Below are 26984 nucleotides of genomic sequence, written 5' to 3' on the forward strand. Positions count from 1 at the left end.
CGATGAACAACTCTAGCTATCAGCACTCACCTGACGCAGGGCCAGTGGTGATGGCAATACCAGAAGCTGCAGCTGCAGTCGCTTCCGTGTAGGTAGCTACACAGGAACCTACAGTGATGGTGCCTGCGCTTGCATCGTAGGCAATATCACCGTCGAATTGAGCTGCGTCATCAAGGTCTGCAACGGCAGGATAACCATACACCAAGTTGATGGGTGTTCCCTCAAGCGAAACTGAGCCCGTTGCGCCTGTTGCACCCGAGGCCAGAGCGGCACTGTGCACGATGCCATTGGCTGAGCGAGCAGCGCCCACCGCACCTTCAAATACGGCTGCACGAGCGTTTCCACCCAAATCCGCAAACCGCGGCAGTGCAAACGCAGCCAGGATGCCCAGAATAACAATCACCATCACCAGCTCGATGAGTGTGAAACCTTGCTCTTTTTTAGTTGGCATTGCTTTCATGGTACTTCTCCATTTGTCCTCAGGACGTTTGTTATGACTCAAAGACTATTGGTTACTTCGCCGTTGCCAGCGTTGTAGGAAATGGTCGTGCCCTGACCGTCCAGCTGATAGGTGAACAAACAGCCGGCAGCAGTAATGGATGCCAGGTAATCAGGAGTACTCGCAGCGCCTGTAGCCACCGAAGGAGCGTTAGCCTGCAGCAAACCGTTCCATACCTCGACACACTCGCCCGCAGTCATCAGCGCAGGAACCGTATTACCCGTGGTACTGACTGCCCAGCCATCGCCACTGACATCAATGGTGTCGTTCCCAAAGCCAACCACGTTAGTGGTCGCTGCAGTAAATCCGTTTGACACCCACTGTGTTTTTGCCAGTGCCACCCCCGCAGCCAGTGCGCCGGTGGCCGCGTCGACACTTGAGTTATGGGCCTGCTGGGACAGCTGGGCAAACCGTGGCAGGGCGAACGCTGCCAGAATCGCCAGAATAGCGATAACCACCACCAATTCGATCAGGGTGAAACCGCGGTTCCTCTGTTCGGTACTGTAATGCGTCATAGATCAGCCTCTTTCCTTACTTCTGTTGCGTTTAGTTCACGGCTTCAAGGCCTGCCGTTTCATGTCGTGTGAGCACGGTTTCTGCCAGCTTCAATCCGTAGGATCTTTCCCCGGCGTCCCGGCGGCCATTGCTGTTCCTGTCGGCAAAGTCAGTCGCCACTTGCCAGACCACAAGCTGCCCCGGTTGTGTCTGTTGTCCTTTCAACGTTATCGGCTGCTCTGGGTTATAAATTAACCATCCTTTCGCACCGCTAACTGTTTCTTTTTGTTCCCGTTGCAGAAAGCACCACTGTCTGGGCTCGGGCCACTGTCGGCAAACTCCGGCGTAGTTATGCCAGGAATGCTCGAGCCACTCGAACGGATTGGCACCAACCAGCCCCTCCAGCGTCTCAGTCCGGCTCAGCATTGCTTCTGCTCCCCGTATCATCAGTGCTGCACTCAACTGGTTAAACACCAGGTTGGCAGCCTGTTCTTCTGCCTTGCCTGCTTCCCGCTCCAGCACAGCGAGCAAGAACCAGTACAGAAGCCCCAACACCACCATCGACACACCGAGCCGAAACTTGCTTATCAAGGCCAACCGGTCGATTGCGGGCAGTGCTTTCACCCGGTGTTACCCGCGCCCTATGGCAGCTGCACCCAGATCCCAGATGGGCAGGAATACCCCCAGAGCCAGGATCAGTACGAGAACACCCATGGCTACGATCAATATGGGCTCGATGGATTCCGCCAGTCGCTTCAACCCGTAATCCACATCCTCGTCATAGAAGTCCGCCACGTTATTCAGCATTTCATCCACCGAGCCGGTTTCCTCACCGACCGCAATCATCTGCAGGATCAGTGGTGTAAACATCTGGCTCTGGCGTGCAGCACGCACGAGACTCTCACCCCGTTCGATACCGGCCCGGATTTCCTTGATGTGCGAGGAAATCCAGGCATTGTCGGTGGCATCGGAAACCACAGTCAGTGCGCGGCTCACTGGCATCCCCGCCGACAACATGGTGGCGAAGTTCCGGGCAAAGCGGCTCAGGGTAATCAGCTCCAGCAACGGGCCAATAATGGGTACCCGAAGTTTGTAACGGTCCCAGGTCAGGCGCCCCTGCGGGGTCTGCTTCCATTGCCTCAGCAAAACCGCGCCGGCGGCCACAGCAAAGAGGCCGATGTACCAGTAGTTCAGCAGGAGGCCGGAAGTGTCTACCAGCAGTTGGGTCAGGAACGGTAGATCCGCGCCCAATTTGGCGAAAACCGCCGAAAACTTGGGAATCACCAGGAAATTCACCACCATCAGAGCCGCCAGCAGCGCAACCACCACAAACGAGGGGTAACGCAGGGCCTGCTTCATGCGGCGCCTCGTATCCCGCTCCAGCTCAAGGATTTCAGACAGGCGCCGGAACGCGTCATCCAGCATGCCGGTGTTCTCACCCACGTGGATCATGGCAATGAACAGCTCCGAAAAAACCCTGGGATGGGCCTGCATGGCGATAGCCATGGTGGTACCGCCTTCCAGCCTGCCTGTCACATCCCGCAGTACCTTCGCCAACGCCTCCGAGCGTGTCGTATCGGCCAATCCCCGCATGGTACGGATGATGGGGATGCCCGCCTTGGTCAACGCATGCATCTGGCGGCAAAAGACGATCAGTTCGTCCAGCGTGACCTTGTCACGGAACAGGGACAGGCCGCCCAGGCGTCTACCAACAGACGCCTTCTCGTAATGTTCTTCGATTTCCAAGGGCGTAATGCCCCGACGCATCAGTTCGGTGGCAGCCGCGTCCGCGCTGGCCGCCACGATGGCGCCCTGCTGGGTCATACCGCGATTATCTTTGCCCCGATAACTGAACTGCATCAGGCCATACCTTCTTCCACCGCCAGATCCGCCAGCGTCTTGGTTCTACTACCGCCAAAGTCGGCTTCCGAAGTGGCGGCCACACGGGCAACCTCTTCCAGGGTGGTCACGCCACGCAAGGCGTAATCCATCGCACATTGCCCCAGAGGCCGGTATACATCACCCAGCCGTGCTGCGCGGGTGAAGGCTGCCACGTCTTTCTGCCGCAGCGCGTCGAGCATGGGCTCGTTCATTTCCAGCAACTCGTAAACTCCCACCCGGCCCCTGTAGCCGGTGTTGCTGCACTGATAACAGCCGCGGCCCTTAACAAAACCGGCCTCCAGATCCAGTGGATTCAGATGGAAGCTGTCCAGCCAGATTCGCTCCTGCTCTGTCGGTTCGTAGGCTTCGGCACAGTTGTCACACACACGGCGAACCAGACGTTGGGCCACCACGCCCAGCAGGGAGCTTGCTACCAGGAACGGTTCGGCACCCATGTCGATCAGGCGCATTGCGCTGCTGATGGAATCGTTGGTGTGCAGGGTGGACAGCACCAGGTGACCGGTCATCGCCGCCCGCAAACCGATCTCAACGGTTTCACGGTCCCGCATCTCACCTACCAGGATCACGTCCGGGTCCTGACGAAGTGCCGCCCGCAGGACACTGGCGAATTCCAGGCCGATCTTCGGGTTGACCTGAACCTGGGTAATCCGAGGCAGGCGGTATTCCACCGGGTCCTCCGCGGTAATGATTTTCACCTCGGGGCGGTTGAGTTCGTTCAGCGCGCCGTACAGGGTGGTGGTCTTGCCGCTACCGGTAGGTCCGGTGACCAGAATCATGCCATGGGGCTTACGAATCATCTGGCGGAAACGTGTCAGCAGATTTTCCGGCATACCGGTACCGTCGAGATTCAGCATGCCTTTACTCTGATCGAGCAGACGCATAACGACGGACTCACCATACTGCACCGGCATGGTGGACACCCGCACGTCGATACTGCGGCCCTTGACCCGGATATTGAACCGGCCGTCCTGTGGCAGACGCTTCTCGGAAATATTCAGGCCCGCCATCAGTTTCAGACGAAGAACCAGCGCGGCGTTCACCTTCTTTTCCTTCATCACCTGTTCTTGCAGCACGCCATCCACACGCTGACGAATCCGCACCAAAGTCTCATCGGGTTCGATGTGGATATCAGAACTGCGGGCCTGAACGGCGTCTTCGAACAGGGTCTGTAGCAACTTCACTACCGGTGCCTCGGCGCTCTCGGATTCCGCCGACAGGTCCGCCAAATCAAAGGCATCGTCACCCAGCTCATCTTCCAACTCTTCCGCCAGGGACGCGATTTCATCGGTACGGCGATATACCAGATCGAGAGTATTGAGCAGCTCACTCTCACTTACAACGGCCTGCCGGACCGGCTGCTTGAGAATCCGTACCAGCTCATCGTAGGCAAAGATATCAAATGGATCGGCCATACCAATAAGCAGCTCGCCACCCTGTTCGTCCAGCACAATGCTGCGGAACCGGCGGGCCATGGCCTCGGGCAGTTTCTTCACCAGTTCATTGTTGAACCGATAGTGCCGTAGCTGGACAAAAGGCACCTCAAGCTGACGAGAAAGGATGTTGAGCAGATTGTCCTCATCTACGTACCCCAGATCGATCAGGGTACGACCCAGTTTTCGCCCCGTGTTCTTCTGTTCCCGCAACGCGGTCATCAGCTGCTGTTCACTGATGACATCGTTATGAACCAGCAGGTCACCAAGTCGAATTTTCTTTTTCGGTTCCGTCATACTTAACCTGCCTGCAGTGTTTCTAGCCGTTCGCGAACATAATCCGCCAGCGAGGGCGAGAGCCCCGGTAATTGGGCCGCCTGGCCGTAAGCTCTGGCGGCGCTGGCCAGTTCACCACGGGATTCGAGGGCAATGGCCAACCCAACCCACCAGGCGGCGCGACTGTCATCCACCGAAATCAGCGCTGTCCAGTGGCGGGCGGCCTCTTCGCTGTCACCGGCTTGCTGTAGCAAGGTTGCCAGGGTGACGCGGTACTCAATGTGGCTTGGCACCGGCGGCACCTGCTCGCGCAGGCTACCTACCGCGCCGGAAAGGTCACCCGTAGTCAGCAAAGCCCTTGCCCTAAGCAGCCTGAGAGCGGGGTAAGCGCTAACCTCTGAGTCACTCAACCAGCGCAGGGCGCGGTCCGGTTGTTGCTGCAACAGCATGGCGCGGGCAAACACCTCCCTGCTCACAGGTGCGGCCTGACCTGAAGCCAGCTCAACCAGCTTTTGCTCGGCCTGCCGGGAGTCGCCAGCGCGGAGCAGACGCTCAAGCTCACGACTGACTCTGCGATCAATGGCTTCCGGTGTTTCGCGAACCTGTTTGACCGTGGTCTGCGCAGCCTCAGAATCCTGGCTTGCAACAGCGGATTCCCGTGTTTTGGTTTCATCCGTTTCGGGCTTATTCACGTTTGAAAGAGAAGCCTCATCAGCCGCTGCCACCTCACGACGAGCAGGAACCGGGGGCTTGACTCGTGCGACCTCTATCTCTGGCTCTTGCTCGGGCGATGGCCTGGCTTGCGCGGGAGACTCTGAACTCACCACCTGATCCGAAACCACCATCGCTTCTTGCTCCGGCCTAGGCGTGGGTGCCACGTTGGCTTTTGCCTCATCCGATGCGACTCTTTCCTGCGCTGGAGGCACAACCACAGGTGAAGCCTCCATGACTCCCGATGGCACATTTTGTTCACGGTCAAGCAGCATGTATCCGCCAGCTGCAACGGCGGCGATCGCCAGCACCGCCACGGGCAAACGCCACGGGCGAGCAGGCTGCACACCGGGCTGTCCGGTGTAGGCGGCCACACCCTCGGGGCGATTCTGACGTTGCTCGGCAGCGCGCAGGGCATCATTCAGCAAGCTCATAGCCACCTCGCCAGTAATCCAGGGGGCCGGACACTTTCCGTGTCCCGAATGGCACGAAATACATGGCCACGGGAGATTGTCCGGTCGCCCTGCCCCCACGCCGCTAGCATGGATTTGTGGGCAAGTATGTTCACCAGCCGGGGAATGCCTCCGGTAGCCCGGGTGAGCAGACGCAGGGCACCCGCCGAGAACAGTTCCGGGCCGTTATAACCGGCCTGGGATAACCGATGGCGCAGATACTGGGCCACGGAATCCCGGGTCAGGGGCATCAGGCGGTAGTGGAAGGTAATGCGCTGACGCAACTGGCGCAGGCTGTCTTTTGCCAGCATCGCATCCAGCTCCGGCTGACCGAACAGCACCACCTGCAGAAGGCGCGTGCTCTCGGTTTCCAGGTTGGTCAACAGCCGGAGCGCTTCGATGGTGTCTTCCGGCATGGCCTGGGCTTCATCGATCACCAGAACCACAGGCTTCTGTTCCATCGCCAGCTCAATCAGGGCGGCATTCAGTGCCTTCAGCACCTGATGGGTATTGGCACACCGGGAGACATCCACACCCAGCTCCTCGGCCACCGCTTCATAAAGGGCGTCCGGTGCCAAGTGTGGGTTCGGCAGGTATGCGGTATACGCCTTGGACTCCAGCTCGTTCAGCAACAGCCGGCACAACAGTGTCTTGCCGGTGCCGACTTCGCCGGTAATCTTGATAAAGCCTTCCCGTTCGCCCAGCGCCACCAGCAGCAGTTCTAGCGCATCCCCATGGCTGGGGGCACGCAGGAAGTAGCGTGTGTTGGGCGTCAATGCGAACGGTGCTTCCTGCAGTCCGAAATGGGATTCGTACATCGTCAGCGAACGGCTCGCTCGGGCTTCGGAGTCACGGATTGGGACGACTGCAGCAGTTCCTTCAGCACATTCATACGCTCACGGCTGGCCGAAACATCGGCGTTCATCTGTTCCGCCGACGCCACAACCGGACGCAGCAGGATCACCAGTTCGCTCTTGCGAGACTGGAAACGCCGCTGCTTGAACAGCTCACCCACGACCGGGATATCGCTGAAGAAGGGCACGGCGGAATTCGAATCGTCACTGGTGTTCTGGATGAGGCCACCGATCACCACAATCTGCCCGCTCTCGGCGCGGATCACGCTGTCGGTCTCCCGCACGGTACTGATGGCCAGCGGCAGGGTTACATCCCGCTCTCCGATAGTGATGACCTTTTCCTGATCGTTCACTTCACTCACCGACGGGTGAACGTGCAGGGTAATGCTGCCGCTGTCGGAAATCTGCGGGGTCACGTCCAGGGAAATGCCGGAGAAAAACGGCGTGAGCTCCACCGAGGTAGAGGTACTGTCGGAACCGGTTAACGTGGAGTTGTCGTCGTCGAAGTCGATATCGGTCACGAAGAACTCGTCGGTGCCCACCTTGATCACGGCCTTCTGGTTGTTGACAGTGGAAATTCGCGGGCTGGACAAGATCTGGACATTGCCCTGCTCACCCAGCAGCTGGATCAGCGCGGAGAAATCGCCGGCGCGAACGCTGGCAGAAAACAGGCCGCCAATGTCGGAAGTCCGGATCGCCTGCCCGGCCAGCGCCTGGGCGGTAAAGTCTGCGGGCAGCCCGTCAGAGGCCACAATGCTGCTGCCACTCTGCAAATCGGACCAGTTGATGCCTTGCTGGTAGCCTTCGTCGAGGATGATCTCCAGGATCTTGGCTTCCAGTACCACCTGGCGCTGCATGATCAGCTCGGTGCGGCGCAGGTATTCCTCCACCAGCCTCAACTCCTCACCGCCAGCACGAACCATCACCAGGCCGGCACCCGGGTTCACGATCACCTGCCGGCTGTCGCGGGTACCAACGATCATGGAAACCGCGTCGCGGATATCCGCCCAGAAGTTGGACTCGGTTTCGGTGGAAATCGTGGTACCTGCCAGCGTGGTACCGGCGCGGCCGCGATTATCCACCGAATCACCATTGCCATTGCTCTGGGTGTTGGTGACCTGCCCGGAACTCACGCGCGTTTCCGAACCACCCTTGCGCTTGAAGTGCAGGTAATCGATCGGGAAGATCCGGGTCTGGATATGATCCGCCTGCACCTTGAACAGGCGACCACTGCGCTGGATATCCAGGCCGTACAGTTCAGCGGTAATGTCCATCACCTCTGGCACGGTGACATCCTGCAGGCGCAGATCAACGGCCACATCCACATCCGGATGAACCACCACATTGTAGCGGGTACCTTCCACCAGCGACTCGAAGAAAATACCCGCAGCGATAGCACGGGCGTTGACATCAAAGCGTTCGTCCAATTCTTGATTAGGCGATAACGGCGGCAACAGAGCGGCACTGACATCCGCCGGCAGTGTTGACGTTGCCGTCGTCGGTGCCGGTGTTGAGGCAGCAGCCTGAGATTCGGAGGCCGCCAGCGTCTCATCTATCGCGGTCGCCACATCGGTGGATGTCGCGTTGGACGAACGCATCAGTGGGTTGTTACTGCACGCCGCCAGCGTGCCCGCCAGCAATGCAACGGCCAGAGGTTTGATCTTATTGGTCATGATTGCCTGCTGTTGGTTCATTGAGTCCTCCGCACCTGCGGAAGCTGCTCCAGATAAAGCGTGCGGAGCCGGCCATGGTCCAGAACCTCAACCCGATCCCGGAGAATCCGTCGCACCCGGATTTTGCCGAAGGACTGTCCTTCCGCCCGGGTCTCGCCATTGATCACCGCCACCTTGCGACCATTACCCACAAGAATCGACTGAACAGCCAGACTGGTCTTGGGCACGGCCTTTGACGGTGCACCACCGAACCCCGGCGGGCGAGTGGGATCCTTAAGCGCCAGCGCCGGCGCGGAAAAGGCCCAGAGCGCGGCCAGAAGTGAGGCCATCAGGCCTACGGATTTAAGACGCGTGTACTGCTTCATCTCACACTCCCAACCATACTGGCTCCAGACTGAGGGTCCGGACCCGAATCATTGCTTCACCCGCCGGCCAGGCGTTGGCATCGTACTCAAACGTCACCCAGCCCAGACGCTCATCCAGCGACTCCAGGCGTTCGAGATACGCGAGAACGTCCAGGTAACTGCCACGGATTTTCAATTCCACATCGTGGGCAAACAGCAACGGCTCGCGATCTGCCGGTGTCTCTGTGTCGCCTGCACTTGCTACCGCCGGCGCAAACACGGGCTCTGGTGATTTCAGCTCCAGTGACTCCAGACGCAATGACTGCTGGGCAGAGAGCATGTCCCTGAGCAAAGACACCATGGCCTTCGGCGCAATCAGCTTGGCGGTGGAGTCGGCAATCTGCTGTTCCAGCTGGTCCAGCCGGCCCTGGCGGGCTGCCAGTTCCTGACGGAGTTCCAGAGAGGGATCGGTGGCCAGCTGATCATTGAGATTCTGCTGTTGCATCAGCAGCCGCTCATGGGAGGAGAACAGCACACTCAGCTGGCTTGCCAATGCCTCTTTCTGCTTCAGCGCCGGGGCGACACCCAGCTCCCAGCCTACAAACAGGCAGGCAATCAGGGCGGTTGCCGTAATCAGGCCACGCTCACGCAGGGGGCGTGCATTAAACCAGTCTGCGGCCTGCTTGACCGAGGTTTTAAGGGACTCAGCCATCAGCTGTCCTCCCCGTTACGGTCCGTGGCCACATGAAAACGGATACCCCGTTCGTTTTCCGGCCGGGACAGACGGAAGGCGCCAAAGGTCCTGCCACTGAACGCGGGCTCGTCACCCAGATTTTCAAGATAGGAAGGTACCAATGCCCCGGAACGGGCGAGGCCTTCGAGGGCAACCTGCGACTGCTCCGCGTCCAGCCACACACCGGTCAGCCAAACGTCGTCCGGGATCTGACGGGCCAGTGCCGCCATTTGCGGGGAGAACTGCCCGCCAACACCCAGCACCAGGTTTTCCACGCGTTCGAGCAAACGCTGACGACGGGCGAGCCGCTCGGTCACATCCGCCAGCTGCTCGTGAATCTCCGGAGAAGGACGACGTGCCAGCACGGCCACGGTCTGACGCTCAATGCTTTGCTCGAGGCCACGATTATCCGCCTCAAGTTTTTCAATCTGTGCCTGCAATTCACTGGACCGGTAGTGAGCCAAGCCACTACCGGCCACTAATCCAACCACCACCAGCGCGACCAGGACCACCAGAGTCCCTGCCTGCAGGCTTTCCCGACGTGGGCGCAACTCTTCGGTATACAGGTTGACGCTCTGGCTCATGAACGGTCTCCTCCGGTCATCGCCAGGGCGGCACTCCAGGCAGGCAAACAGCGGCTGTCCGCGGACGGATCCCCCCCGAGCGCAGACCAGTCCAGCATCTGGACACCGACGGCCAAATAGGACGACACCATGGAGGCGAGGGGCAAGGAACTGTCCCGGGCCACAAGCTGGATCGTCGCCGGGGGCACCTGCCCAAGCTGACTCTCGTAGTAATCAAGCGAACGCTGCATCTCCAGAGCCAGCGACTGAACGGCGCTTCCCTGGCGTGCCGCATCCTTTAGATCATCGGCCGCCACGTCGAGGCGACGGGAGAGATAGAGGGTATCGTCCCGGCACACCACCATCTGCCCGTAGCTATCACGCAGGTGAACCAAGGCCGCACCGCGACCGTTCTCATCCAGGGCACTGACCAGATTGCGCAGGGCCAGTTCGGCGATATCAATACAGACCAGCTTCAGCCCGGATTCCCGAACCAGGCTCACCAGTTCCTGCACCAGCGATTTGCGGGCAGCAACCACATTCACCAGGGAACCACGCCCACGAGAGGCATCTTCAGGAAATGGAAAGACATCAGAAATGGCATCGGCCGGCGGGAAATCCAGAAAGTCCTTGAGCTTCCATTTCAATGCGTCGCCCAGTTCAGAGTCTTCAATGCCTTCGGGCCGCTCCATCTGGAATACCCGATACTGATCCAGTGGCAATACAAGCGTGGCCTTTGCCCCACGCCAATGTCGCTGGTCAACCAGATCCTGCAACGCTTTCAGACGCCTGGCCGGCATGCACTCAACAAAGCCTGCACCGGACGACTTGCCGCCAGCGATTTCTGCCCATGCAATACCGTCGGGGCGCACCTCAAGGAAAACCTGAAGGCGTCCGCCAGCCCCGTTCAGCAAGCCGGTTATCTTTGAAAGCAAAGAGCGTTGTGTCATGAATTCCTACAGAAGGAAGCTGCCTATGTGCCCCGATTCTAGTTATTCTGATTGAACTTTCAGCAGTTTTTACATTGACTTACATAAAAAATGAAAAAGCGTTAATGGATTGACGTTTTGTGAACCGTTTCACATATTTTTGCAGTTCGATAACATTACGCGGCCTGTAACCGATCCCAATCAGCGCCCACAAAAAAGCCCCGACATAGCGGGGCTTTATGACTACTCGTAACGGACTTACGTTACAAACTGCATGATGGACTTCCTAGAAGGGAATGTCGTCGTCAAAATCGTCAACCGGCTCAGGCATGCCGCCCTGAGGCTGCTGCGGTGCCGGCTGGTTATAACCACCAGACTGGCCGCCCTGATAACCGCCACCCTGTGGCTGCTGCTGAGCCGCCGGCTGGTTGTAGGACTGCTGGGGACGACCCGCCGGAGCGCCCTGCCCCATGCCTCCGCCCTCGCCACGGCTATCGAGCATCTGCATCTGGCCGTTGATGTCGACCACCACTTCGGTGGTGTAACGGTCCTGACCGCTCTGGTCCTGCCATTTACGGGTTTGCAGCTTGCCTTCGATGTAGACCTTGGAACCCTTGCGCAGGTACTGGCCAGCGACCTCGGCGATCTTGCCGAACATCACGATGCGGTGCCATTCGGTCTTGGGCACCATCTGGCCGGTCTGACGATCCTTATAGCTTTCGTCGGTGGCCAGGTTCAGATTGACCACCGCATTGCCACTAGGGGTATAGCGGGTTTCAGGATCCTGCCCAAGGTTCCCGATGAGAATAACTTTGTTTACACCTCGTGCCATGCTTTGCTCCTGACTGAGTATCCCGGGAAAATCGGGCGTTCAAATTTAAGAACCTTCACCCTGCCGAACGAATGCAACATTCGACAGCAAAGCTTCATCAAACTGTTGGCGATCCACTTTCAGATAGGCTGTCGCCGCCTCTTCGACAATCACCACGTCTTTCACGCCGGGCAATTTCCGAAGATCGTCATCGATCTGGTCGAACTGGTCACCAACTACTTGCTGCAACTGTACCACGAAACTGGTCGTGTATCCCGGGCTTGGCATCGTCATCGCGATCAGCAACCACACGCCCAAAACACCGACCATAAGCCAGAGTACACCGGTAAAACCGACGGCTTCCAGCAGGACGCCCCCCAGTGCCCCGCCAAGGAAGGCACCGAAAAACTGGGACGTCGAATACACGCCCATGGCGGTTCCTTTACTCGCAGCTGGGGCTTCCTTGCTGATCAGCGACGGCAGACTGGCTTCCAGCAGATTGAACGCCATGAAGAACGCAAACAACACCCCCCAGGCCACAACCAGGCCGGTGGTCGCCGAGGTCAGCGCCGCCGTGGCCAGCGTAAGCAGGGCAATGGCGCCGCACAGAATCGGCTTCATCTTGCGCTTCTTCTCACCAATGATGATGAACGGCACCATGGCAAAGAACGAGGTGACCATCACGCTCAGGTAAAACCACCAGTGAGACTTACTGGCCAGCCCGAGCTGATCCTGCAGGATGGAGGGAAACAACAGAAACAACGCCGTCAGAACAAAATGAAGCGCAAAGATACCGAAATCCAGCCGCAGCAGGCGACGATCGGACAAGACGGTGCTCAACATTTCCTTTGCCGGATGGGTATCCGCGCTGTTTTTATGCTGATGCGGCGTTGGAACCAGACGATTAACAATCACCAGCGCGATCAGTGCAAGCACCGCGGTGGCGTAAAAGATGCCGGAAAGCCCCCAGATGCTCCCTAGCAAGGGCCCCAGAACCAAGGACACCGAGAACGACAAACCAATGGAAATACCCACCGTGGCCATCGCCTTGGTGCGCTCTTCCTCCCGGGTCAAATCACTCAGCAACGCCATCAAGACACTGGCAATGGCACCGGCGCCCTGAAGAATCCGCCCCAGAATGACAACGTATATGGACTCAGCCGATCCGGCCAGAAGACTTCCGGCAGCGAAAATCACCAGGCCGATGTAGATCATCCGTTTGCGCCCTACCCGGTCGGACAGCAAACCAAACGGAATCTGTAAAAGAGCCTGGCTTAACCCGTAGGCACCAATGGCAAAACCGAGCAACGCCGGGGTTGCGCCCTTGAGATCGCCACCGAGCAACACGAATACCGGCATGACCATGAACAACCCCAGCATACGCATGGCGTACACAGATGCGAGGGCCGTGACTGATCGACGTTCCAACGTATTCATGAAAGCGATACCTAAACCGGGATTGATCACCAGCTACCCGAACATCAGGCAGCCGTTGCAGGCGGCGCATTGTAGCAGAACGAAAACCTGCCCGGCACCGCCAAGGACCACCGCAATCAGTGCTTTCGCTGTCCCCCGGTGAACACGTTATACTTTCCGTTTTTTCTCTGAGCGAGGTGTTATGGACCGTATTGAGATCAAGGGCGCACGCACCCACAACCTGAAGAATATCGACCTGGATCTGCCACGGGACAAGCTGATCGTGGTGACCGGGTTGTCGGGTTCCGGTAAGTCGTCCCTGGCGTTCGACACCCTTTACGCCGAGGGCCAGCGCCGCTACGTGGAGTCCCTGTCCACCTACGCCCGTCAGTTCCTGTCGATGATGGAAAAGCCCGATGTGGACCACATAGAGGGGCTATCGCCAGCCATTTCCATCGAACAGAAATCGACGTCCCATAACCCCCGCTCGACCGTCGGCACCATCACCGAAATCTACGACTACCTTCGCCTGTTGTTCGCCCGGGCTGGCGAACCACGCTGTCCCGATCACGGACAACCTCTGGAAGCCCAGACCATCAGCCAGATGGTGGATCAGGTTGTCGCCATGCCGGCCGACAGCAAACTGATGATTCTGGCGCCCGTCATTCGGGACCGAAAGGGCGAACACCACCAGATCATCGAGACCATGAAAAGCCAGGGCTTCATTCGCCTGCGCGTGGACGGAACGGTTTATGACATCGACGACGTGCCCGCCCTGGATAAAAAGCGCAAACACCAGATCGATGTTGTCGTGGACCGCTTCAAGGTCAAAGGCGGACTGGAGCAACGCCTGGCTGAGAGCTTCGAAACCGCGCTGGAGCTGGCCGATGGCATCGCCATGGTCGCCCCCATGAGCGGCGAGGGTGAAGAACATATCTTCTCCGCCCGTTATGCCTGTACCCAGTGCGGTTACGCCCTGAGTGAACTGGAACCCCGCATCTTCTCTTTCAACAACCCGGCCGGCGCCTGTCCGACCTGCGATGGCCTGGGCGTCAAACAGTTTTTCGATCCGGACAAAATTATCCAGAACCCGGACGCGACCCTCGCCGCCGGTGCCATCAAGGGCTGGGACCGCCGGGCGGTGTACTACTTTCAGATGCTCACATCCGTGGCCGAGCATTACGGGATTGATCTGGAAACGCCCTGGTCGGAGCTGCCCGAAGGGTTTCGGGACACGCTGCTCAATGGTTCCGGCAAAGAAGCCATTTCGTTCCGCTACGTGAACTCTCGTGGCCACATCATGGAAAAGGCGCACTCGTTCGAAGGCATCCTGCCAAACCTGGAACGCCGCTACCGGGAAACCGATTCCCAGAGTATGCGGGAAGAGCTGGCCAGAAACCTCAGCACCCAGCCGTGCAAGGACTGCGGTGGCTCACGCCTGCGCCGCAGCGCCCGCCATGTCTTTATCGAGGACCATAACCTTGCGGACGTAACCCGCCTCCCGGTAGGTGATGCCCATGGGTATTTTGAAACCCTGGCGCTGCCCGGCCGCAAAGGCGAAATCGCAGAAAAAATCCTGAAGGAAATCCGCCAACGCCTCCAGTTCCTCGTCAACGTTGGCCTGGAATACCTGACCCTCGAGCGCAGCGCGGACACCCTTTCAGGAGGCGAAGCCCAGCGTATCCGGCTGGCCAGCCAGATTGGCGCGGGCCTCGTGGGTGTCATGTACATCCTCGACGAACCATCCATTGGCCTGCACCAGCGGGACAACGACCGCCTGCTGGCGACCCTCACCCACCTGCGGGATCTGGGCAATACGGTGATCGTGGTGGAGCACGATGAAGACGCCATCCGCGCCGCCGATCACGTTGTTGATATCGGGCCCGGCGCTGGCGTGCATGGAGGCCAGGTAATCGCCCAGGGCACCCCCCAACAGATTCTGGACAATGCCGACTCACTCACCGGCCAGTACCTGAATGGCACCAAGGAGATAGCGGTACCCGCCGAGCGCAACAAGGGTACGGGAAAATACCTGACGCTGACGGGCGCCAGCGGCAACAACCTGCAAGACGTTACCCTGAAGATTCCGCTTGGTGTGATGACCTGCGTTACCGGCGTATCAGGATCGGGCAAGTCCACACTGATTAACAGCACCCTGTATCCTGTCGCAGCCACCAAGCTGAACAAAGCCACAAGTCTCAGCGCGTCGCCACACGGCGACCTGAAAGGTCTCGATCACCTCGATAAAGTGATCGACATTGACCAGAGCCCGATTGGCAGAACGCCACGCTCAAATCCGGCCACCTACACCGGCCTTTTCACGCCGATCCGTGAACTGTTCGCTGGCACCCAGGAAGCCCGCTCCCGAGGCTACAAACCCGGCCGATTCTCCTTCAACGTCAAAGGCGGCCGCTGTGAGGCCTGCCAAGGCGACGGCGTCATCAAGGTTGAGATGCACTTCCTTCCCGACGTCTATGTTCCCTGCGACGTCTGCAAAGGCAAACGCTACAACCGGGAGACCCTGGAAGTTCGCTACAAGGGCAAGAACATCCACGAAGTGCTGGAAATGACCGTGGAAGAGGGACGGGAATTCTTCGATGCCGTCCCATTTATTGCCCGCAAGCTCCAGACCCTGATTGACGTAGGCCTTTCCTACATCCGTCTTGGTCAGAGTGCCGTCACCCTCTCCGGAGGTGAGGCCCAGCGGGTCAAGCTCGCCAAGGAGTTGTCCAAGCGGGATACCGGCAAAACTCTTTATATCCTCGACGAACCTACGACTGGCCTGCACTTCTACGACATTCAACAACTGCTGAACGTTCTAGAGCGACTGCGTGATCACGGCAACACGATCGTGGTGATCGAGCACAACCTGGATGTCATCAAGACCGCTGACTGGATTGTCGACCTCGGCCCGGAGGGCGGCTCTGGTGGCGGGCAGATTATTGCTGAGGGGACTCCGGAGGAAGTATCCGAGAATGAGAGATCTCATACTGGGCGGTATTTGAAGCCGATGCTGTCGAAATAAGCCCAATTCCTATCGGTACAATTGCGGCAATAAGGAGTACGGGATCTGGGCAGCCTTTCTTCTGGAAAAATAACTCGCTTCGCTCCGACATATTTTCCCGGCAGAAAGACCACCCAGACCCCTCCCGTCAGAAATTCAGGAGAAGGTGACCGGTGATGCTTGCCAAGGAGGGTGGATAGGTTTTAGTTGGGAAAAGCTGTCTGAGCGCAGCGAGTTTCTTTTTCCATAAGAAAACCTATCCACCCTCCGCCCCCACTCAGGCACCAAACTCCGGACACAAAAAAACCGGGAACCTTTCGGCACCCGGTTTTTCGCTGGACAAATCCGAAGCTATTACGCCTCGTCTTCGTCCACCTCTTCCGCTTCGATATCCAGCGGACGACCCACCAGCTCAACGAATGCCATCGGGGCATTGTCGCCGGCACGGAAGCCACACTTCAGGATACGAAGGTAACCGCCAGGACGGTCGCTGTAACGGGGGCCCAGCTCATCAAACAGCTTGGCAACCGCTTCGTCGCTACGCAGGCGCGCGAACGCCAGACGACGGTTTGCAACCGAATCATTTTTGGACAGCGTGATCAAAGGCTCAGCCACCCGACGAAGCTCTTTGGCTTTCGGCAGCGTTGTTTTGATCAGCTCGTGTTCAACCAGCGACGCAGTCATGTTACGAAACATGGCTTTGCGATGCGCGCTGGTCCGACTGAACTTACGACCACTCTTACGATGACGCATTGCTCTGATTCCTTACCTTAAACTAATCGGCGATTAACCGCCCAGAACCCGGTCGTCGCCACGAAGGCTCGCCGGCGGCCAGTTATCAAGACGCATGCCCAGAGACAAACCACGGGACGCCAGAACGTCCTTGATCTCGGTCAGCGACTTTTTACCCAGGTTAGGCGTCTTCAGCAGCTCAACTTCAGTGCGCTGAATCAGATCGCCGATGTAGTAAATATTTTCCGCCTTCAAGCAGTTAGCTGAACGCACTGTCAATTCCAGATCATCAACCGGGCGCAGCAGAATCGGATCGATTTCTTCCTCTTCTTCTACACGCTCAGGCTCTTTCTCGTGATCGAAATCAACAAACACTGCCAGTTGCTGCTGGAGAATGGTCGCGGCCCGACGAATTGCTTCTTCCGGATCGATAGTACCATTGGTCTCCAGGTCAATAACCAGCTTGTCCAGGTCGGTGCGCTGCTCAACCCGTGCACTTTCCACGGCATAAGCCACACGACGAACTGGGCTGAATGTCGCATCCAGCTGCAGGCGTCCAATCGCGCGAGTTTCGTCCTCGTCAAGACCGCGCTGGTCAGCCGGCTCATAGCCACGACCGCGGGCAATGCGCAAGCGCATGTTCACTTCACCGTTTTCACTCAGGTGACAGATCTCATGGTCCGGATTGGCAATCTCGACACCGTGGTCAAGCTTGATATCGCCAGCGGTTACAACGCCCGGGCCCTTCTTGCTGAGCGTCAGCTCAACGTCGTCCCGACCGTCCAACTTTACGGCAACGCCTTTGAGATTCAGGAGAATCTCGATGACGTCTTCTTGAACACCCTCAATGGCGCTGTACTCGTGCAAGACACCGTCGATCTGCGCTTCAGTGATAGCGCAGCCCGGCATCGAAGACAGGAGAATACGGCGCAAAGCGCTACCCAGGGTATGACCGAAGCCCCTTTCCAGAGGTTCCAGCGTCACCTTGGCTCGCGTGCCGCTCAACTCCTTCACGTCAATCGTACGAGGTGTCAATAACTCATGTACTGAACGCTGCATAGACGCCCCTATCTGCTATCGTTGCTAACTAGGCTTTACTTGGAGTAAAGCTCGACGATGAGGTTCTCATTGATGTCAGCCGGCAGCTCAGTACGCTCAGGTACTGACTTGTAAACGCCGGACATCTTGTTGGCGTCGACCTCTACCCAGCTCACCGGTGCGCGGCTAGCAGACAGTTCCAGTGCGCCTTTAACACGCAGCTGGTTCTTGGCCTTTTCACGCACGCTCACAACGTCACCCGGCTTGACCTGGTAGGAAGCAATGTTCACTACCTTGTCGTTTACCAGAATCGCCTTGTGAGAAACGAGCTGACGGGATTCAGCACGGGTAGAACCAAACCCCATGCGGTATACAACGTTGTCGAGACGGCCTTCCAGAAGCTGCAGCAGGTTTTCACCGGTTGCACCCTTCAGACGGGCAGCCTCTTTGTAATAATTACGGAACTGCTTCTCAAGAACGCCGTAGATGCGACGAACTTTCTGCTTTTCGCGAAGCTGTACGCCGTATTCGGACAGACGACCACGGCCTGCGCCGTGCATGCCTGGCTTTGTCTCAATGTTGCACTTGGAGTCGAGTGCGCGAACACCGCTCTTCAGAAAAAGATCTGTCCCTTCACGACGAGACAGCTTGCACTTCGGGCCTATATAACGAGCCATAATTCACTGTCTCCTGTGTTAGACGCGGCGCTTTTTCGGCGGGCGACAACCGTTATGGGGAATCGGCGTCACATCTGTGATGTTGGTGATCTTGTAGCCACACGCGTTCAGCGCGCGAACTGCAGATTCACGTCCGGGTCCAGGACCCTTCACTTCAACATCCAGGTTTTTCAGGCCGTATTCAGCAGCCGCGTTACCGGCTCTTTCAGCTGCTACCTGCGCAGCAAAAGGTGTACTCTTACGCGACCCACGGAAACCAGAACCACCTGAAGTGGCCCAGGACAGTACGTTGCCCTGACGGTCGGAAATGGTCACGATAGTGTTGTTGAAGGACGCGTGAATGTGCGCGACGCCATCAACAACCGTCTTTTTCACCTTTTTACGGGTACGTGTACCTGGCTTTGCCATGATTGCCTACCTGTTACTTGCGAATCGGTTTGCGAGGACCTTTACGGGTGCGTGCGTTGGTCTTCGTGCGCTGACCACGGACCGGAAGTCCATGACGGTGGCGCAGACCACGGAAGCAGCCGAGATCCTTCAAACGCTTAATGTTCATCTGAACTTCACGACGCAGATCGCCTTCGACAGTCAGCTTGGTTACTTCGGTACGAAGTGACTCCAGCTGCTCGTCGCTCAGGTCTTTGACCTTGACGTCCGGCTTAACGCCGGTTGCATCGCAAAGCTTCTGGGCTGTTGTCTTGCCAACACCAAAGATATAGGTGAGCGAGATAACAGCATGTTTGTTATCGGGTATATTGACACCGGCTATACGTGCCATCCAAATTACTCCGCGTTCAAAGCTTTGCTGTGTGAATTTTCCGCCACAAAAAGGGCGCGAAATAATAGCGCTTGACCCCTTATGGAGTCAAGCGCCAACATTTCGATCGCCTTTTGTGCAATCAGGTTTCCGGATAAGGATTAACCCTGACGCTGCTTGTGACGAGGCTCCGTGCAGATGACTCGAACTGAGCCATTGCGACGAATTACTTTGCAGTTACGGCAAATTTTCTTTACCGAAGCGCGTACTTTCATTGTCGACTCCAGTTTTCAAGGGGAACGGCTCAGCCGTTCCGTCCATAGCCCTTGAGATTGGATTTCTTCATCAGGGACTCATACTGATGAGACATCAGATGAGACTGTACCTGCGCCATGAAATCCATCACCACGACTACAACAATCAGCAGCGACGTCCCACCCAGGTAGAACGGTACATTCCCGGCCACCATCAGGAACTGAGGGAACAGGGAAACTGCTGCGATATACATAGCACCGAACAGGGTCAGCCGGGTCAGCACGCCATCGATGTACTTGGCGGTCTGATCACCGGGACGAATGCCCGGAATAAACGCTCCAGAGCGCTTGAGGTTATCCGCTACTTCTTTCGGGTTGTACATCAGAGCCGTATAGAAGAAGCAGAAGAAAACCACTGCTGCTGCGAACAGGATGATATACAACGGCTGACTCGGCGCCAGCGCCTGGGACAGGCTGCTCAACCACTCCATGCCTTCGCCCTGACCAAACCACTGACCGATCGATGCCGGGAACAGCAGAATGGAAGACGCAAAGATGGGCGGAATCACACCAGCCATGTTGACCTTCAGAGGCAGATGGCTCGACTGCTGAGCAAACACGCGACGCCCTTGCTGGCGCTTCGCATAGTTGATCGTCAGACGTCGCTGACCACGCTCCATGAAGACCACGAAACCGATAACAGCCACTGCCAGAACACCAATACCCAGGACAACCAGCAGGCTCATTTCGCCATTCCGGGCCTGTTCCAGAGTCTGACCGATAGCGCCAGGCAGGCCAGCAACGATACCCGCAAAAATCAGCAGCGAAATACCGTTACCAACGCCCCGCTCGGTGATCTGCTCGCCCAGCCACATCATGAACACGGCGCCACTCACGAAAGATACAACCGCCACGAAGTGGAAGCTGAAGCTGTCGTTGAAGGTCACACCCTGGGATGCCAGACCTACCGAAATGCCGGCGCCCTGAACCAGGGCCAGAACCACTGTCAGATACCGCGTGTACTGGCTGATCTTACGACGGCCAGCCTCGCCTTCCTTCTTCAGCTGCTCAAGCTGCGGACTCACCGCAGTCATGAGCTGCATGATAATAGAAGCCGAGATGTACGGCATAATACCGAGAGCGAAGATACTCATGCGCTCAAGCGCACCACCGGAAAACATGTTGAACATGCTCAGGATTGTGCCCTGATTCTGCTCGAACAAGGCTGCGAGCCGGTCAGGATTAATCCCCGGCACCGGGATGTGGGCACCGATCCGGTACACCAGCAATGCCAGGAATACAAACCAGAGCCTCGACCGAAGCTCTGCCAATCCTTTTCCTGCGCCCGCAGGCAATGATGCTGTCTTGGCCATTTAGTCCTCGACTCGCCTTAGTCTTCGACTTTTCCACCCGCGGCAGTAATTGCCTCGCGTGCACCCTTGGTTACCCGCAGGCCCTTAACAGTTACTGCACGGCTCAGTTCGCCAGACAGAATAACCTTGGCTTCACGGATTTCCTCGCGAATGATGTCTGCTTTTTTCAGAGCAGCCAGATCCACAACGTCGCCTTCCACTTTCGCCAATTCGTTCAGACGAATCTCAGCAACGTAACGCTGCTGGCGAGAAGTGAAACCAAACTTCGGCAGACGACGAGCCAGAGGCTGCTGACCGCCTTCGAAGCCCGGAGCAACGGAGCCGCCGGAACGGGACTTCAGACCCTTATGACCGCGACCACCAGTTTTCCCGAGACCACTACCGATACCACGACCAACGCGCTTACCAGTTGGGCGTGAACCGGGCTCTGGACTAAGTTCGTTCAGACGCATCTTAGTTCTCCTCAACCCGAACCAGGTAATCTACCCGGTTGATCATGCCGCGGACGGAAGGAGTATCTTCCACTTCAACGGTGTGACCGATTTTACGAAGACCCAGGCCCTTTACACACAGTTTGTGCTTGGGCTGACAGCCAATTGGGCTGCGGGTCAGAGTTACTTTGATCGTTTTTGCGTTCGCCATGACTTCAACCCAGAATTTCTTCCACGGTCTTCCCGCGCTTGGCTGCGATATCTTCAGGAGCCTGCATGGCCTGAAGAGCCTTGATGGTGGAACGTACCACGTTCACCGGGTTGGTAGACCCGTAACACTTGGACAGTACGTTCTGAACACCTGTCACTTCCAGTACGGCGCGCATTGCACCGCCGGCGATAACACCGGTACCCTCGGAAGCCGGCTGCATGTAGACCTTGGAGCCGCCATGCTGGGCCTTTACCGGGTACTGCAGTGTGTTGCCGTCCAGAGGGACGTCAACCATGTTCTTGCGCGCAGCTTCCATGGCCTTCTGGATAGCAACCGGAACTTCCCGGGCCTTACCACGACCGAAACCAACGCGACCTTTGCCGTCACCCACTACAGTCAGTGCGGTGAAGGCAAAAATACGGCCACCCTTAACAACCTTGGCGACACGGTTCACCTGAACCAGTCTTTCCTGGAGCTCAGGCGCCTTCTGTTCGTTAACGCTCATTTTCTCCACCTCTTAGAATTGCAAGCCAGCTTCACGGGCGCCGTCGGCAACTGCCTGGACACGACCGTGGTAACGGTAACCGGAGCGGTCAAATGCGACCTGCTCAACACCTGCCGCCTTGGCACGCTCAGCAACCAGCTGACCGACCTTCTTGGCGGCGTCCACGTTACCGGTTGCACTCTGGCGCAGTTCCTTATCCAACGTGGAGGCAGATGCCAGAACCTTGCTGCCATCTGCAGTAGTAACCTGGGCGTACATGTGACGCGGTGTGCGGTGAACACACAGACGATTGACACCCAGCTCACGAATCTTCATACGCACTTTACGTGCGCGACGCATTCTTTCGATATTCGCGCTCATAGTCCCGCCTTATTTCTTCTTGGCTTCTTTGCGTCTGACCTGCTCATCCGCATAACGAACACCCTTACCCTTATAAGGCTCGGGCGGACGGTACGCGCGGACGTCCGCAGCGACCTGGCCAACCTGTTGCTTGTCGATACCGCGAATCACAACTTCGGTGTTCGAAGGTGTTTCGGCGGTAATACCCTCAGGCAGCTCGTACTCGACCGGGTGAGAGAAACCCAGCGTCAGATTGAGCTTCTTGCCCTGCGCCTGGGCACGGTATCCAACGCCTACCAGCTGGAGCTTGCGCTCAAAGCCAGTGGAAACGCCGACAACCATGTTGTTGACCAGTGCACGGGTGGTACCTGCAAGAGCGCGGGACTGCTTGGCGCCATCGCGCGCCGCGAAACGCAGTACGTTCTCTTCCTGCTTTACTTCCACCGCCTGGTGGATGTTCATTTCAAGAGTCCCTTTGGAACCCTTAACACTGATTTCCTGTCCGTTCAGCTTAACCTCAACACCGGAAGGCAGCACGACAGGATTATTGGCAACCCTGGACATGTGTATCTCCTAGAATACGGTGCAGATGACTTCGCCACCCACGCCTGCAGCACGTGCAGCGCGGTCTGTCATAACGCCCTTGGACGTTGAGACAATCGCGACCCCAAGACCACCGGAAACTTTCGGCAGCTCCTCAGCACCTTTATATTGGCGCAGACTCGGACGACTGACCCGCTTGATCTCTTCGATCACAGGCTTACCGCCGAAGTACTTCAGAGTGATGGTCAGCTCGGGCTTCGCGTCGGCTGATACGGAGAAATCCTCAACATAACCTTCGTCCTTCAGGACCTGGGCTACGGAGACTTTCATTTTTGAAGACGGCATCGTCACGTCAGCTTTCGACGCCATCTGAGCATTACGAATACGGGTAAACATATCCGCAAGCGTGTCTTGCATACTCATTGGTATGAGGCTCCTGATCTTTTTAGTTGTGCAGCGGCTTGCCGCACCGCTTACCAACAGGCACCTGACCGAAGTCAGGCTGCCTATCTTACCAGCTTGCTTTGGTCAGGCCCGGAACGTCACCGCGCATGCCGTATTCACGGAGCTTGATCCGTGACAGCTCGAACTTGCGCAGGACGCCGTGAGGGCGACCAGTTACCTGGCAACGATTCCGAAGACGTGCGGGACTCGCGTCACGAGGAAGCTGCTGGAGCTTCATCTGCGCGTCCCAGCGGTCTTCATCGCTGGTGTTAGGGTTCTTGATAATCGCCTTGAGCTCGGCGCGCTTGGCTGCGTACTTAGCCACAGTCTTTTCGCGCTTGAGCTCACGGTTTTTCATGGAAACCTTAGCCATTACACTCGTTCCTTTATTTCTTGAACGGAAAGCCGAAGGCTTTCAACAGTTCGCGGCCTTCATCATCGGAGCCGGCTGTGGTGGTAATGGTGATGTCCAGACCACGGATCTTGTCGACTTTGTCGTACTCGATTTCCGGGAAAATGATCTGCTCACGCACTCCCATGCTGTAGTTACCACGACCGTCGAACGACTTGGGGTTCAGACCGCGGAAGTCACGAATGCGGGGAACCGCAATGTGCACCAGACGGTCAAAGAAGTCCCACATACGCTCGCCACGCAGAGTAACTTTACAGCCGATCGGCCAACCTTCACGGATCTTGAAGCCAGCCACTGACTTACGCGCCTTGGTTACTACAGCCTTTTGGCCTGCCAGACGCTCAAGATCAGCAACAGCGTTCTCGATCAGCTTCTTGTCGCCAACCGCTTCGCCGACACCCATGTTGAGGGTGATCTTTTCGATACGCGGAACCTGCATCGGATTCTTGTAACCGAACTCTTTCTGCAGGGCGGGTACCACTTCTTTCGTGTACTGCTCTTTCATGTTCAGCATCGTCACCACCCCCGATTACTGGCTATCGACAGTTTCGTTTGTGGACTTAAAAATCCGCACCTTGGTGCCGTCTTCCTTAACCTGGAAGCCTACACGATCGGCTTTGCCGGTCTGCGGATTAAAAATAGCCACATTCGAAGCCTGGATAGGTGCTTCTTTCTCGACGATACCACCCGGGGTGCCCAGCATCGGGTTCGGCTTGGTGTGCTTCTTGATCATATTGATACCAGAAACTACAACACGGCCGTCGTCCTGAACGCGCAGAACTTTACCACGTTTGCCTTTATCTTTCCCCGTGGTGACGATTACTTCGTCATCTCGTTTGATCTTTTTCATAACCGGCCTCTGGTCCTTTAAAGTACTTCGGGTGCCAGTGAAATAATTTTCATGAACTTCTCATTACGCAGTTCACGAGTAACCGGCCCGAAGATACGGGTACCGATTGGTGCGTCCTGATTGTTCAGAAGTACTGCAGCATTTCCGTCGAAACGGATCAGCGAACCGTCTGAGCGACGCACACCCTTGCGAGTACGCACCACAACAGCCTTCAGGACCTGGCCTTTCTTCACCTTACCGCGGGGGATGGCTTCCTTGACGGTCACCTTGATGATATCCCCAACGCTAGCGTAACGCCGGTGTGAACCGCCCAGGACCTTGATGCACATCACCTGACGTGCACCGCTGTTATCCGCGACTTCAAGCATTGTTTGAGTCTGAATCATGGTTGTTCTCCGGGCGAATTACACCTTGGATGCAGCTTCGGTCACTTCCACCAGGGCCCAGGTCTTGGTCTTGGAGACCGGACGGGTTTCCTGAATGGTCACAGTGTCACCGATGTTGCACTGGTTATTCTCATCATGAGCGTGAATCTTGGTAGAGCGCTTCATGTACTTACCGTACAGAGGGTGCTTAACCTGACGCTCAACCAGAACCACGATGGACTTATCCATCTTGTTGCTCACGACCTTGCCGCTCAGAGTTCTGGCAGTTTGGGTAGCTTCGGTCATGTCACTGTCCTGCCTTTTCGTTCAATACTGTTTTCACGCGAGCGATGTCACGCTTCACCTTGGCGAGGAGGTGAGACTGATTCAGCTGACCTGTCGCTTTGCGCATGCGAAGGTTGAACTGCTCCTTCAGCAGGTCGATCAGCTCTTTGTTCAGCTCCTCGACTGATTTTTCACGCAGCTCTGTTGCTTTCATCACATCACCGTCCTCGTTACAAAGGTGGTCTGAACCGGCAGTTTGGCTGCCGCGAGCGTGAAGGCTTCACGCGCGAGTTCCTCGCTCACACCTTCCATCTCGTAAAGCATCCTACCAGGCTGGATTTCAGCCACCCAATACTCGACAGAACCTTTACCTTTACCCATACGTACTTCCAGCGGCTTACCGGTGATCGGCTTGTCCGGGAACACCCGGATCCAGATCTTACCGCCCCGCTTGATACGACGAGTCATGGTACGACGCGCTGCCTCAATCTGGCGCGCAGTTATACGCCCACGGCTGGTCGCCTTCAATCCGTATTCACCGAAGCTCACCTTATTAGCTCGCTGAGCAAGACCGGTGTTACGGCCTTTCATTACCTTGCGAAATTTGGTGCGTTTTGGTTGCAGCATAAGAGTGCCCCTTTACTTAGAACCTTTCTTCCCAGAGGCTTTCTTGTCAGCACGGACCTGCTCCATACCACCAAGAATCTCACCTTTGAAGATCCATACCTTGACGCCGATTACGCCGTAGGTGGTATGCGCTTCATAGGTTGCGTAATCAATGTCTGCACGCAGTGTGTGCAGAGGTACACGACCTTCGCGATACCACTCGGAACGAGCGATTTCAGCACCCCCAAGACGGCCGCCAACCTGAATCTTGATGCCCTTGGCGCCCTGACGCATGGCGTTTTGTACCGCACGCTTCATGGCACGACGGAACATCACGCGACGCTCAAGCTGACCAGCAACGTTTTGTGCTACCAGGCGAGCATCCAGATCCGGCTTGCGAACTTCTTCGATGTTGATGTGCACAGGCACGCCCATCATGTCGCTGACTTCGCGACGCAGACGGTCAACATCTTCACCCTTCTTACCGATAACAATACCGGGACGGGCAGTATGGATCGTGATACGGGCGTTCTGAGCGGGGCGCTCGATCACAATCTTGCTGACAGACGCCTTGACCAGACGCTTGTCCAGGAACTCGCGAACCTCGATATCATTCAAAAGGTTTTTCGCGTAGTCCTTCTTGTCGGCATACCAGACTGAGTTGTGCTCTTTGATCACACCCAGGCGAATGCCGGTTGGATTTACTTTATGACCCATCTGAGCATCTCCTACTTGTCGGCGACCTTGACGGTGATATGACAGGTGCGCTTGAAAATACGATCAGCGCGCCCCTTGGCTCGAGCTTTAATGCGCTTGAGCGTCGGCCCCTCGTCCACCATTACGGTAGACACCTTCAGGTCATCCACATCCAGACCTTCGTTGTGCTCAGCGTTGGCAATTGCAGACTCAAGAGCTTTCTTGATAACTACAGCTGCCTTCTTCGGGCTAAAAGTCAAAATATTCAGGGCGTCCTCAACAGCCTTGCCGCGTACCTGGTCGGCGACAAGACGTGCTTTCTGAGCTGAGAGGCGAGCGCCCTTGTACTTGGCTGCTACTTCCATTTCTATTAC

Annotated in this window: 37 protein-coding genes; 1 reads left to right on the forward strand and 36 read right to left on the reverse strand. The window is 57.0% G+C overall.

The annotated features are described in order from the left end of the window. Positions 1–19: 19 nt before the first annotated feature. From K8I84_RS17030 to K8I84_RS15685, 14 genes are all read right to left on the reverse strand, one after another. A complete protein-coding gene (locus K8I84_RS17030) occupies positions 20–460 on the reverse strand; it encodes a type II secretion system protein (RefSeq protein WP_317848224.1) in 441 nt (146 codons plus the stop codon). Positions 461–498: 38 nt separating this feature from the next. Continuing rightward, entirely contained in the window at positions 499–1014 is a 516-nt protein-coding gene (locus K8I84_RS15625) for a prepilin-type N-terminal cleavage/methylation domain-containing protein (protein WP_223795711.1), read from the reverse strand. A 31-nt stretch (positions 1015–1045) separates the two neighbouring features. Continuing rightward, positions 1046–1618 carry a hypothetical protein gene (locus tag K8I84_RS15630; protein ID WP_223795712.1) on the reverse strand — a complete coding sequence of 191 codons (573 nt, stop codon included), beginning with the start codon at positions 1616–1618 and terminating at the stop codon, positions 1046–1048. Between the two features lie 6 nt (positions 1619–1624). Continuing rightward, entirely contained in the window at positions 1625–2854 is a 1230-nt protein-coding gene (locus tag K8I84_RS15635; RefSeq protein ID WP_223795713.1) for a type II secretion system F family protein, read from the reverse strand. Then, complete coding sequence (locus K8I84_RS15640; protein ID WP_223795714.1) at positions 2854–4623, reverse strand: GspE/PulE family protein; 1770 nt, start codon at positions 4621–4623, stop codon at positions 2854–2856. Before K8I84_RS15640 ends, K8I84_RS15635 begins: the two co-directional genes overlap by 1 nt. Positions 4624–4625: 2 nt before the next feature. Beyond that, positions 4626–5747: a tetratricopeptide repeat protein gene (locus tag K8I84_RS15645; RefSeq protein WP_223795715.1), complete on the reverse strand. Its 1122-nt coding sequence runs from the start codon at positions 5745–5747 to the stop codon at positions 4626–4628. Next, the gene (locus K8I84_RS15650; protein WP_223795716.1) at positions 5744–6583 is read right to left on the reverse strand and encodes an ExeA family protein; all 840 of its coding nucleotides are present in this window, start codon (positions 6581–6583) and stop codon (positions 5744–5746) included. Before K8I84_RS15650 ends, K8I84_RS15645 begins: the two co-directional genes overlap by 4 nt. A 2-nt stretch (positions 6584–6585) precedes the next feature. Next, positions 6586–8313 carry a pilus (MSHA type) biogenesis protein MshL gene (gene mshL, locus K8I84_RS15655; RefSeq protein WP_223795717.1) on the reverse strand — a complete coding sequence of 576 codons (1728 nt, stop codon included), beginning with the start codon at positions 8311–8313 and terminating at the stop codon, positions 6586–6588. Continuing rightward, positions 8310–8657 (reverse strand): hypothetical protein, encoded by a 348-nt coding sequence (locus K8I84_RS15660; RefSeq protein ID WP_223795718.1) that lies wholly within the window; start codon positions 8655–8657, stop codon positions 8310–8312. Before K8I84_RS15660 ends, mshL begins: the two co-directional genes overlap by 4 nt. A gap of 1 nt (position 8658) precedes the next feature. Further along, positions 8659–9348 (reverse strand): MSHA biogenesis protein MshJ, encoded by a 690-nt coding sequence (locus K8I84_RS15665; protein WP_223795719.1) that lies wholly within the window; start codon positions 9346–9348, stop codon positions 8659–8661. Further along, positions 9348–9953: a PilN domain-containing protein gene (locus tag K8I84_RS15670; protein WP_223795720.1), complete on the reverse strand. Its 606-nt coding sequence runs from the start codon at positions 9951–9953 to the stop codon at positions 9348–9350. The genes K8I84_RS15665 and K8I84_RS15670 overlap by 1 nt, the downstream gene beginning before the upstream one ends. Beyond that, entirely contained in the window at positions 9950–10882 is a 933-nt protein-coding gene (locus K8I84_RS15675; protein WP_223795721.1) for a biogenesis protein MshI, read from the reverse strand. The genes K8I84_RS15670 and K8I84_RS15675 overlap by 4 nt, the downstream gene beginning before the upstream one ends. 265 nt (positions 10883–11147) lie before the next feature. Then, positions 11148–11693, reverse strand: a complete 546-nt coding sequence (gene ssb / locus K8I84_RS15680) for a single-stranded DNA-binding protein (protein ID WP_223795722.1) — start codon at positions 11691–11693, stop codon at positions 11148–11150. A 45-nt stretch (positions 11694–11738) separates the two neighbouring features. Further along, positions 11739–13109: an MFS transporter gene (locus K8I84_RS15685; RefSeq protein ID WP_223795723.1), complete on the reverse strand. Its 1371-nt coding sequence runs from the start codon at positions 13107–13109 to the stop codon at positions 11739–11741. Positions 13110–13290: 181 nt separating this feature from the next. Here K8I84_RS15685 and uvrA point away from each other — a divergent pair, with 181 nt between their 5' ends. Then, on the forward strand, positions 13291–16113 hold the full coding sequence (gene uvrA / locus K8I84_RS15690; protein WP_223795724.1) for an excinuclease ABC subunit UvrA: 2823 nt from the start codon (positions 13291–13293) through the stop codon (positions 16111–16113). 333 nt (positions 16114–16446) lie between these two features. Here uvrA and rplQ read toward each other — a convergent pair whose 3' ends face one another. From rplQ to rplV, 22 genes are all read right to left on the reverse strand, one after another. Beyond that, positions 16447–16845 (reverse strand): 50S ribosomal protein L17, encoded by a 399-nt coding sequence (gene rplQ / locus K8I84_RS15695; RefSeq protein WP_206645249.1) that lies wholly within the window; start codon positions 16843–16845, stop codon positions 16447–16449. A 33-nt stretch (positions 16846–16878) separates the two neighbouring features. Continuing rightward, a complete protein-coding gene (locus K8I84_RS15700; RefSeq protein WP_223795725.1) occupies positions 16879–17883 on the reverse strand; it encodes a DNA-directed RNA polymerase subunit alpha in 1005 nt (334 codons plus the stop codon). Between the two features lie 35 nt (positions 17884–17918). Continuing rightward, complete coding sequence (gene rpsD / locus K8I84_RS15705; RefSeq protein WP_223795726.1) at positions 17919–18539, reverse strand: 30S ribosomal protein S4; 621 nt, start codon at positions 18537–18539, stop codon at positions 17919–17921. Between the two features lie 18 nt (positions 18540–18557). Further along, positions 18558–18947, reverse strand: coding sequence for a 30S ribosomal protein S11 (gene rpsK, locus K8I84_RS15710; RefSeq protein WP_007153992.1), 390 nt, complete (start codon positions 18945–18947; stop codon positions 18558–18560). 13 nt (positions 18948–18960) lie between these two features. After that, on the reverse strand, positions 18961–19317 hold the full coding sequence (gene rpsM / locus K8I84_RS15715; RefSeq protein ID WP_206645246.1) for a 30S ribosomal protein S13: 357 nt from the start codon (positions 19315–19317) through the stop codon (positions 18961–18963). A gap of 140 nt (positions 19318–19457) precedes the next feature. Continuing rightward, the gene (rpmJ, locus tag K8I84_RS15720; protein ID WP_004580765.1) at positions 19458–19571 is read right to left on the reverse strand and encodes a 50S ribosomal protein L36; all 114 of its coding nucleotides are present in this window, start codon (positions 19569–19571) and stop codon (positions 19458–19460) included. A gap of 29 nt (positions 19572–19600) precedes the next feature. Continuing rightward, positions 19601–20923, reverse strand: coding sequence for a preprotein translocase subunit SecY (secY, locus tag K8I84_RS15725; RefSeq protein WP_223795727.1), 1323 nt, complete (start codon positions 20921–20923; stop codon positions 19601–19603). A gap of 17 nt (positions 20924–20940) precedes the next feature. After that, on the reverse strand, positions 20941–21375 hold the full coding sequence (rplO, locus tag K8I84_RS15730; protein WP_223795728.1) for a 50S ribosomal protein L15: 435 nt from the start codon (positions 21373–21375) through the stop codon (positions 20941–20943). Between the two features lies 1 nt (position 21376). After that, entirely contained in the window at positions 21377–21565 is a 189-nt protein-coding gene (gene rpmD, locus K8I84_RS15735) for a 50S ribosomal protein L30 (RefSeq protein WP_223795729.1), read from the reverse strand. Positions 21566–21569: 4 nt separating this feature from the next. Beyond that, positions 21570–22070 (reverse strand): 30S ribosomal protein S5, encoded by a 501-nt coding sequence (gene rpsE / locus K8I84_RS15740; RefSeq protein ID WP_223795730.1) that lies wholly within the window; start codon positions 22068–22070, stop codon positions 21570–21572. Positions 22071–22082: 12 nt separating this feature from the next. After that, on the reverse strand, positions 22083–22430 hold the full coding sequence (gene rplR, locus K8I84_RS15745) for a 50S ribosomal protein L18 (RefSeq protein WP_223795731.1): 348 nt from the start codon (positions 22428–22430) through the stop codon (positions 22083–22085). Positions 22431–22439: 9 nt separating this feature from the next. Further along, on the reverse strand, positions 22440–22973 hold the full coding sequence (rplF, locus tag K8I84_RS15750; protein WP_223795732.1) for a 50S ribosomal protein L6: 534 nt from the start codon (positions 22971–22973) through the stop codon (positions 22440–22442). Positions 22974–22982: 9 nt separating this feature from the next. Next, positions 22983–23375 carry a 30S ribosomal protein S8 gene (gene rpsH / locus K8I84_RS15755; RefSeq protein ID WP_223795733.1) on the reverse strand — a complete coding sequence of 131 codons (393 nt, stop codon included), beginning with the start codon at positions 23373–23375 and terminating at the stop codon, positions 22983–22985. 88 nt (positions 23376–23463) lie between these two features. Further along, positions 23464–23769 carry a 30S ribosomal protein S14 gene (gene rpsN / locus K8I84_RS15760; protein ID WP_223795734.1) on the reverse strand — a complete coding sequence of 102 codons (306 nt, stop codon included), beginning with the start codon at positions 23767–23769 and terminating at the stop codon, positions 23464–23466. A gap of 13 nt (positions 23770–23782) precedes the next feature. Further along, entirely contained in the window at positions 23783–24322 is a 540-nt protein-coding gene (rplE, locus tag K8I84_RS15765) for a 50S ribosomal protein L5 (protein ID WP_223795735.1), read from the reverse strand. A 15-nt stretch (positions 24323–24337) separates the two neighbouring features. Beyond that, positions 24338–24658, reverse strand: coding sequence for a 50S ribosomal protein L24 (gene rplX / locus K8I84_RS15770; protein ID WP_223795736.1), 321 nt, complete (start codon positions 24656–24658; stop codon positions 24338–24340). 17 nt (positions 24659–24675) lie between these two features. After that, complete coding sequence (gene rplN / locus K8I84_RS15775) at positions 24676–25044, reverse strand: 50S ribosomal protein L14 (RefSeq protein ID WP_206645236.1); 369 nt, start codon at positions 25042–25044, stop codon at positions 24676–24678. Between the two features lie 18 nt (positions 25045–25062). Further along, positions 25063–25329 carry a 30S ribosomal protein S17 gene (rpsQ, locus tag K8I84_RS15780; RefSeq protein WP_223795737.1) on the reverse strand — a complete coding sequence of 89 codons (267 nt, stop codon included), beginning with the start codon at positions 25327–25329 and terminating at the stop codon, positions 25063–25065. Position 25330: 1 nt separating this feature from the next. Continuing rightward, a complete protein-coding gene (gene rpmC, locus K8I84_RS15785) occupies positions 25331–25522 on the reverse strand; it encodes a 50S ribosomal protein L29 (RefSeq protein ID WP_223795768.1) in 192 nt (63 codons plus the stop codon). Next, complete coding sequence (gene rplP, locus K8I84_RS15790; protein ID WP_223795738.1) at positions 25522–25935, reverse strand: 50S ribosomal protein L16; 414 nt, start codon at positions 25933–25935, stop codon at positions 25522–25524. Before rplP ends, rpmC begins: the two co-directional genes overlap by 1 nt. A gap of 12 nt (positions 25936–25947) precedes the next feature. Continuing rightward, the gene (rpsC, locus tag K8I84_RS15795) at positions 25948–26631 is read right to left on the reverse strand and encodes a 30S ribosomal protein S3 (protein WP_223795739.1); all 684 of its coding nucleotides are present in this window, start codon (positions 26629–26631) and stop codon (positions 25948–25950) included. An 11-nt stretch (positions 26632–26642) separates the two neighbouring features. Continuing rightward, a complete protein-coding gene (rplV, locus tag K8I84_RS15800; RefSeq protein ID WP_223795740.1) occupies positions 26643–26975 on the reverse strand; it encodes a 50S ribosomal protein L22 in 333 nt (110 codons plus the stop codon). Positions 26976–26984: the final 9 nt, after the last annotated feature.

The sequence above is a fragment of the Marinobacter sp. F4216 genome (assembly GCF_019931195.1).
In the GTDB taxonomy this organism is placed as follows: Bacteria; Pseudomonadota; Gammaproteobacteria; order Pseudomonadales; family Oleiphilaceae; genus Marinobacter; species Marinobacter suaedae.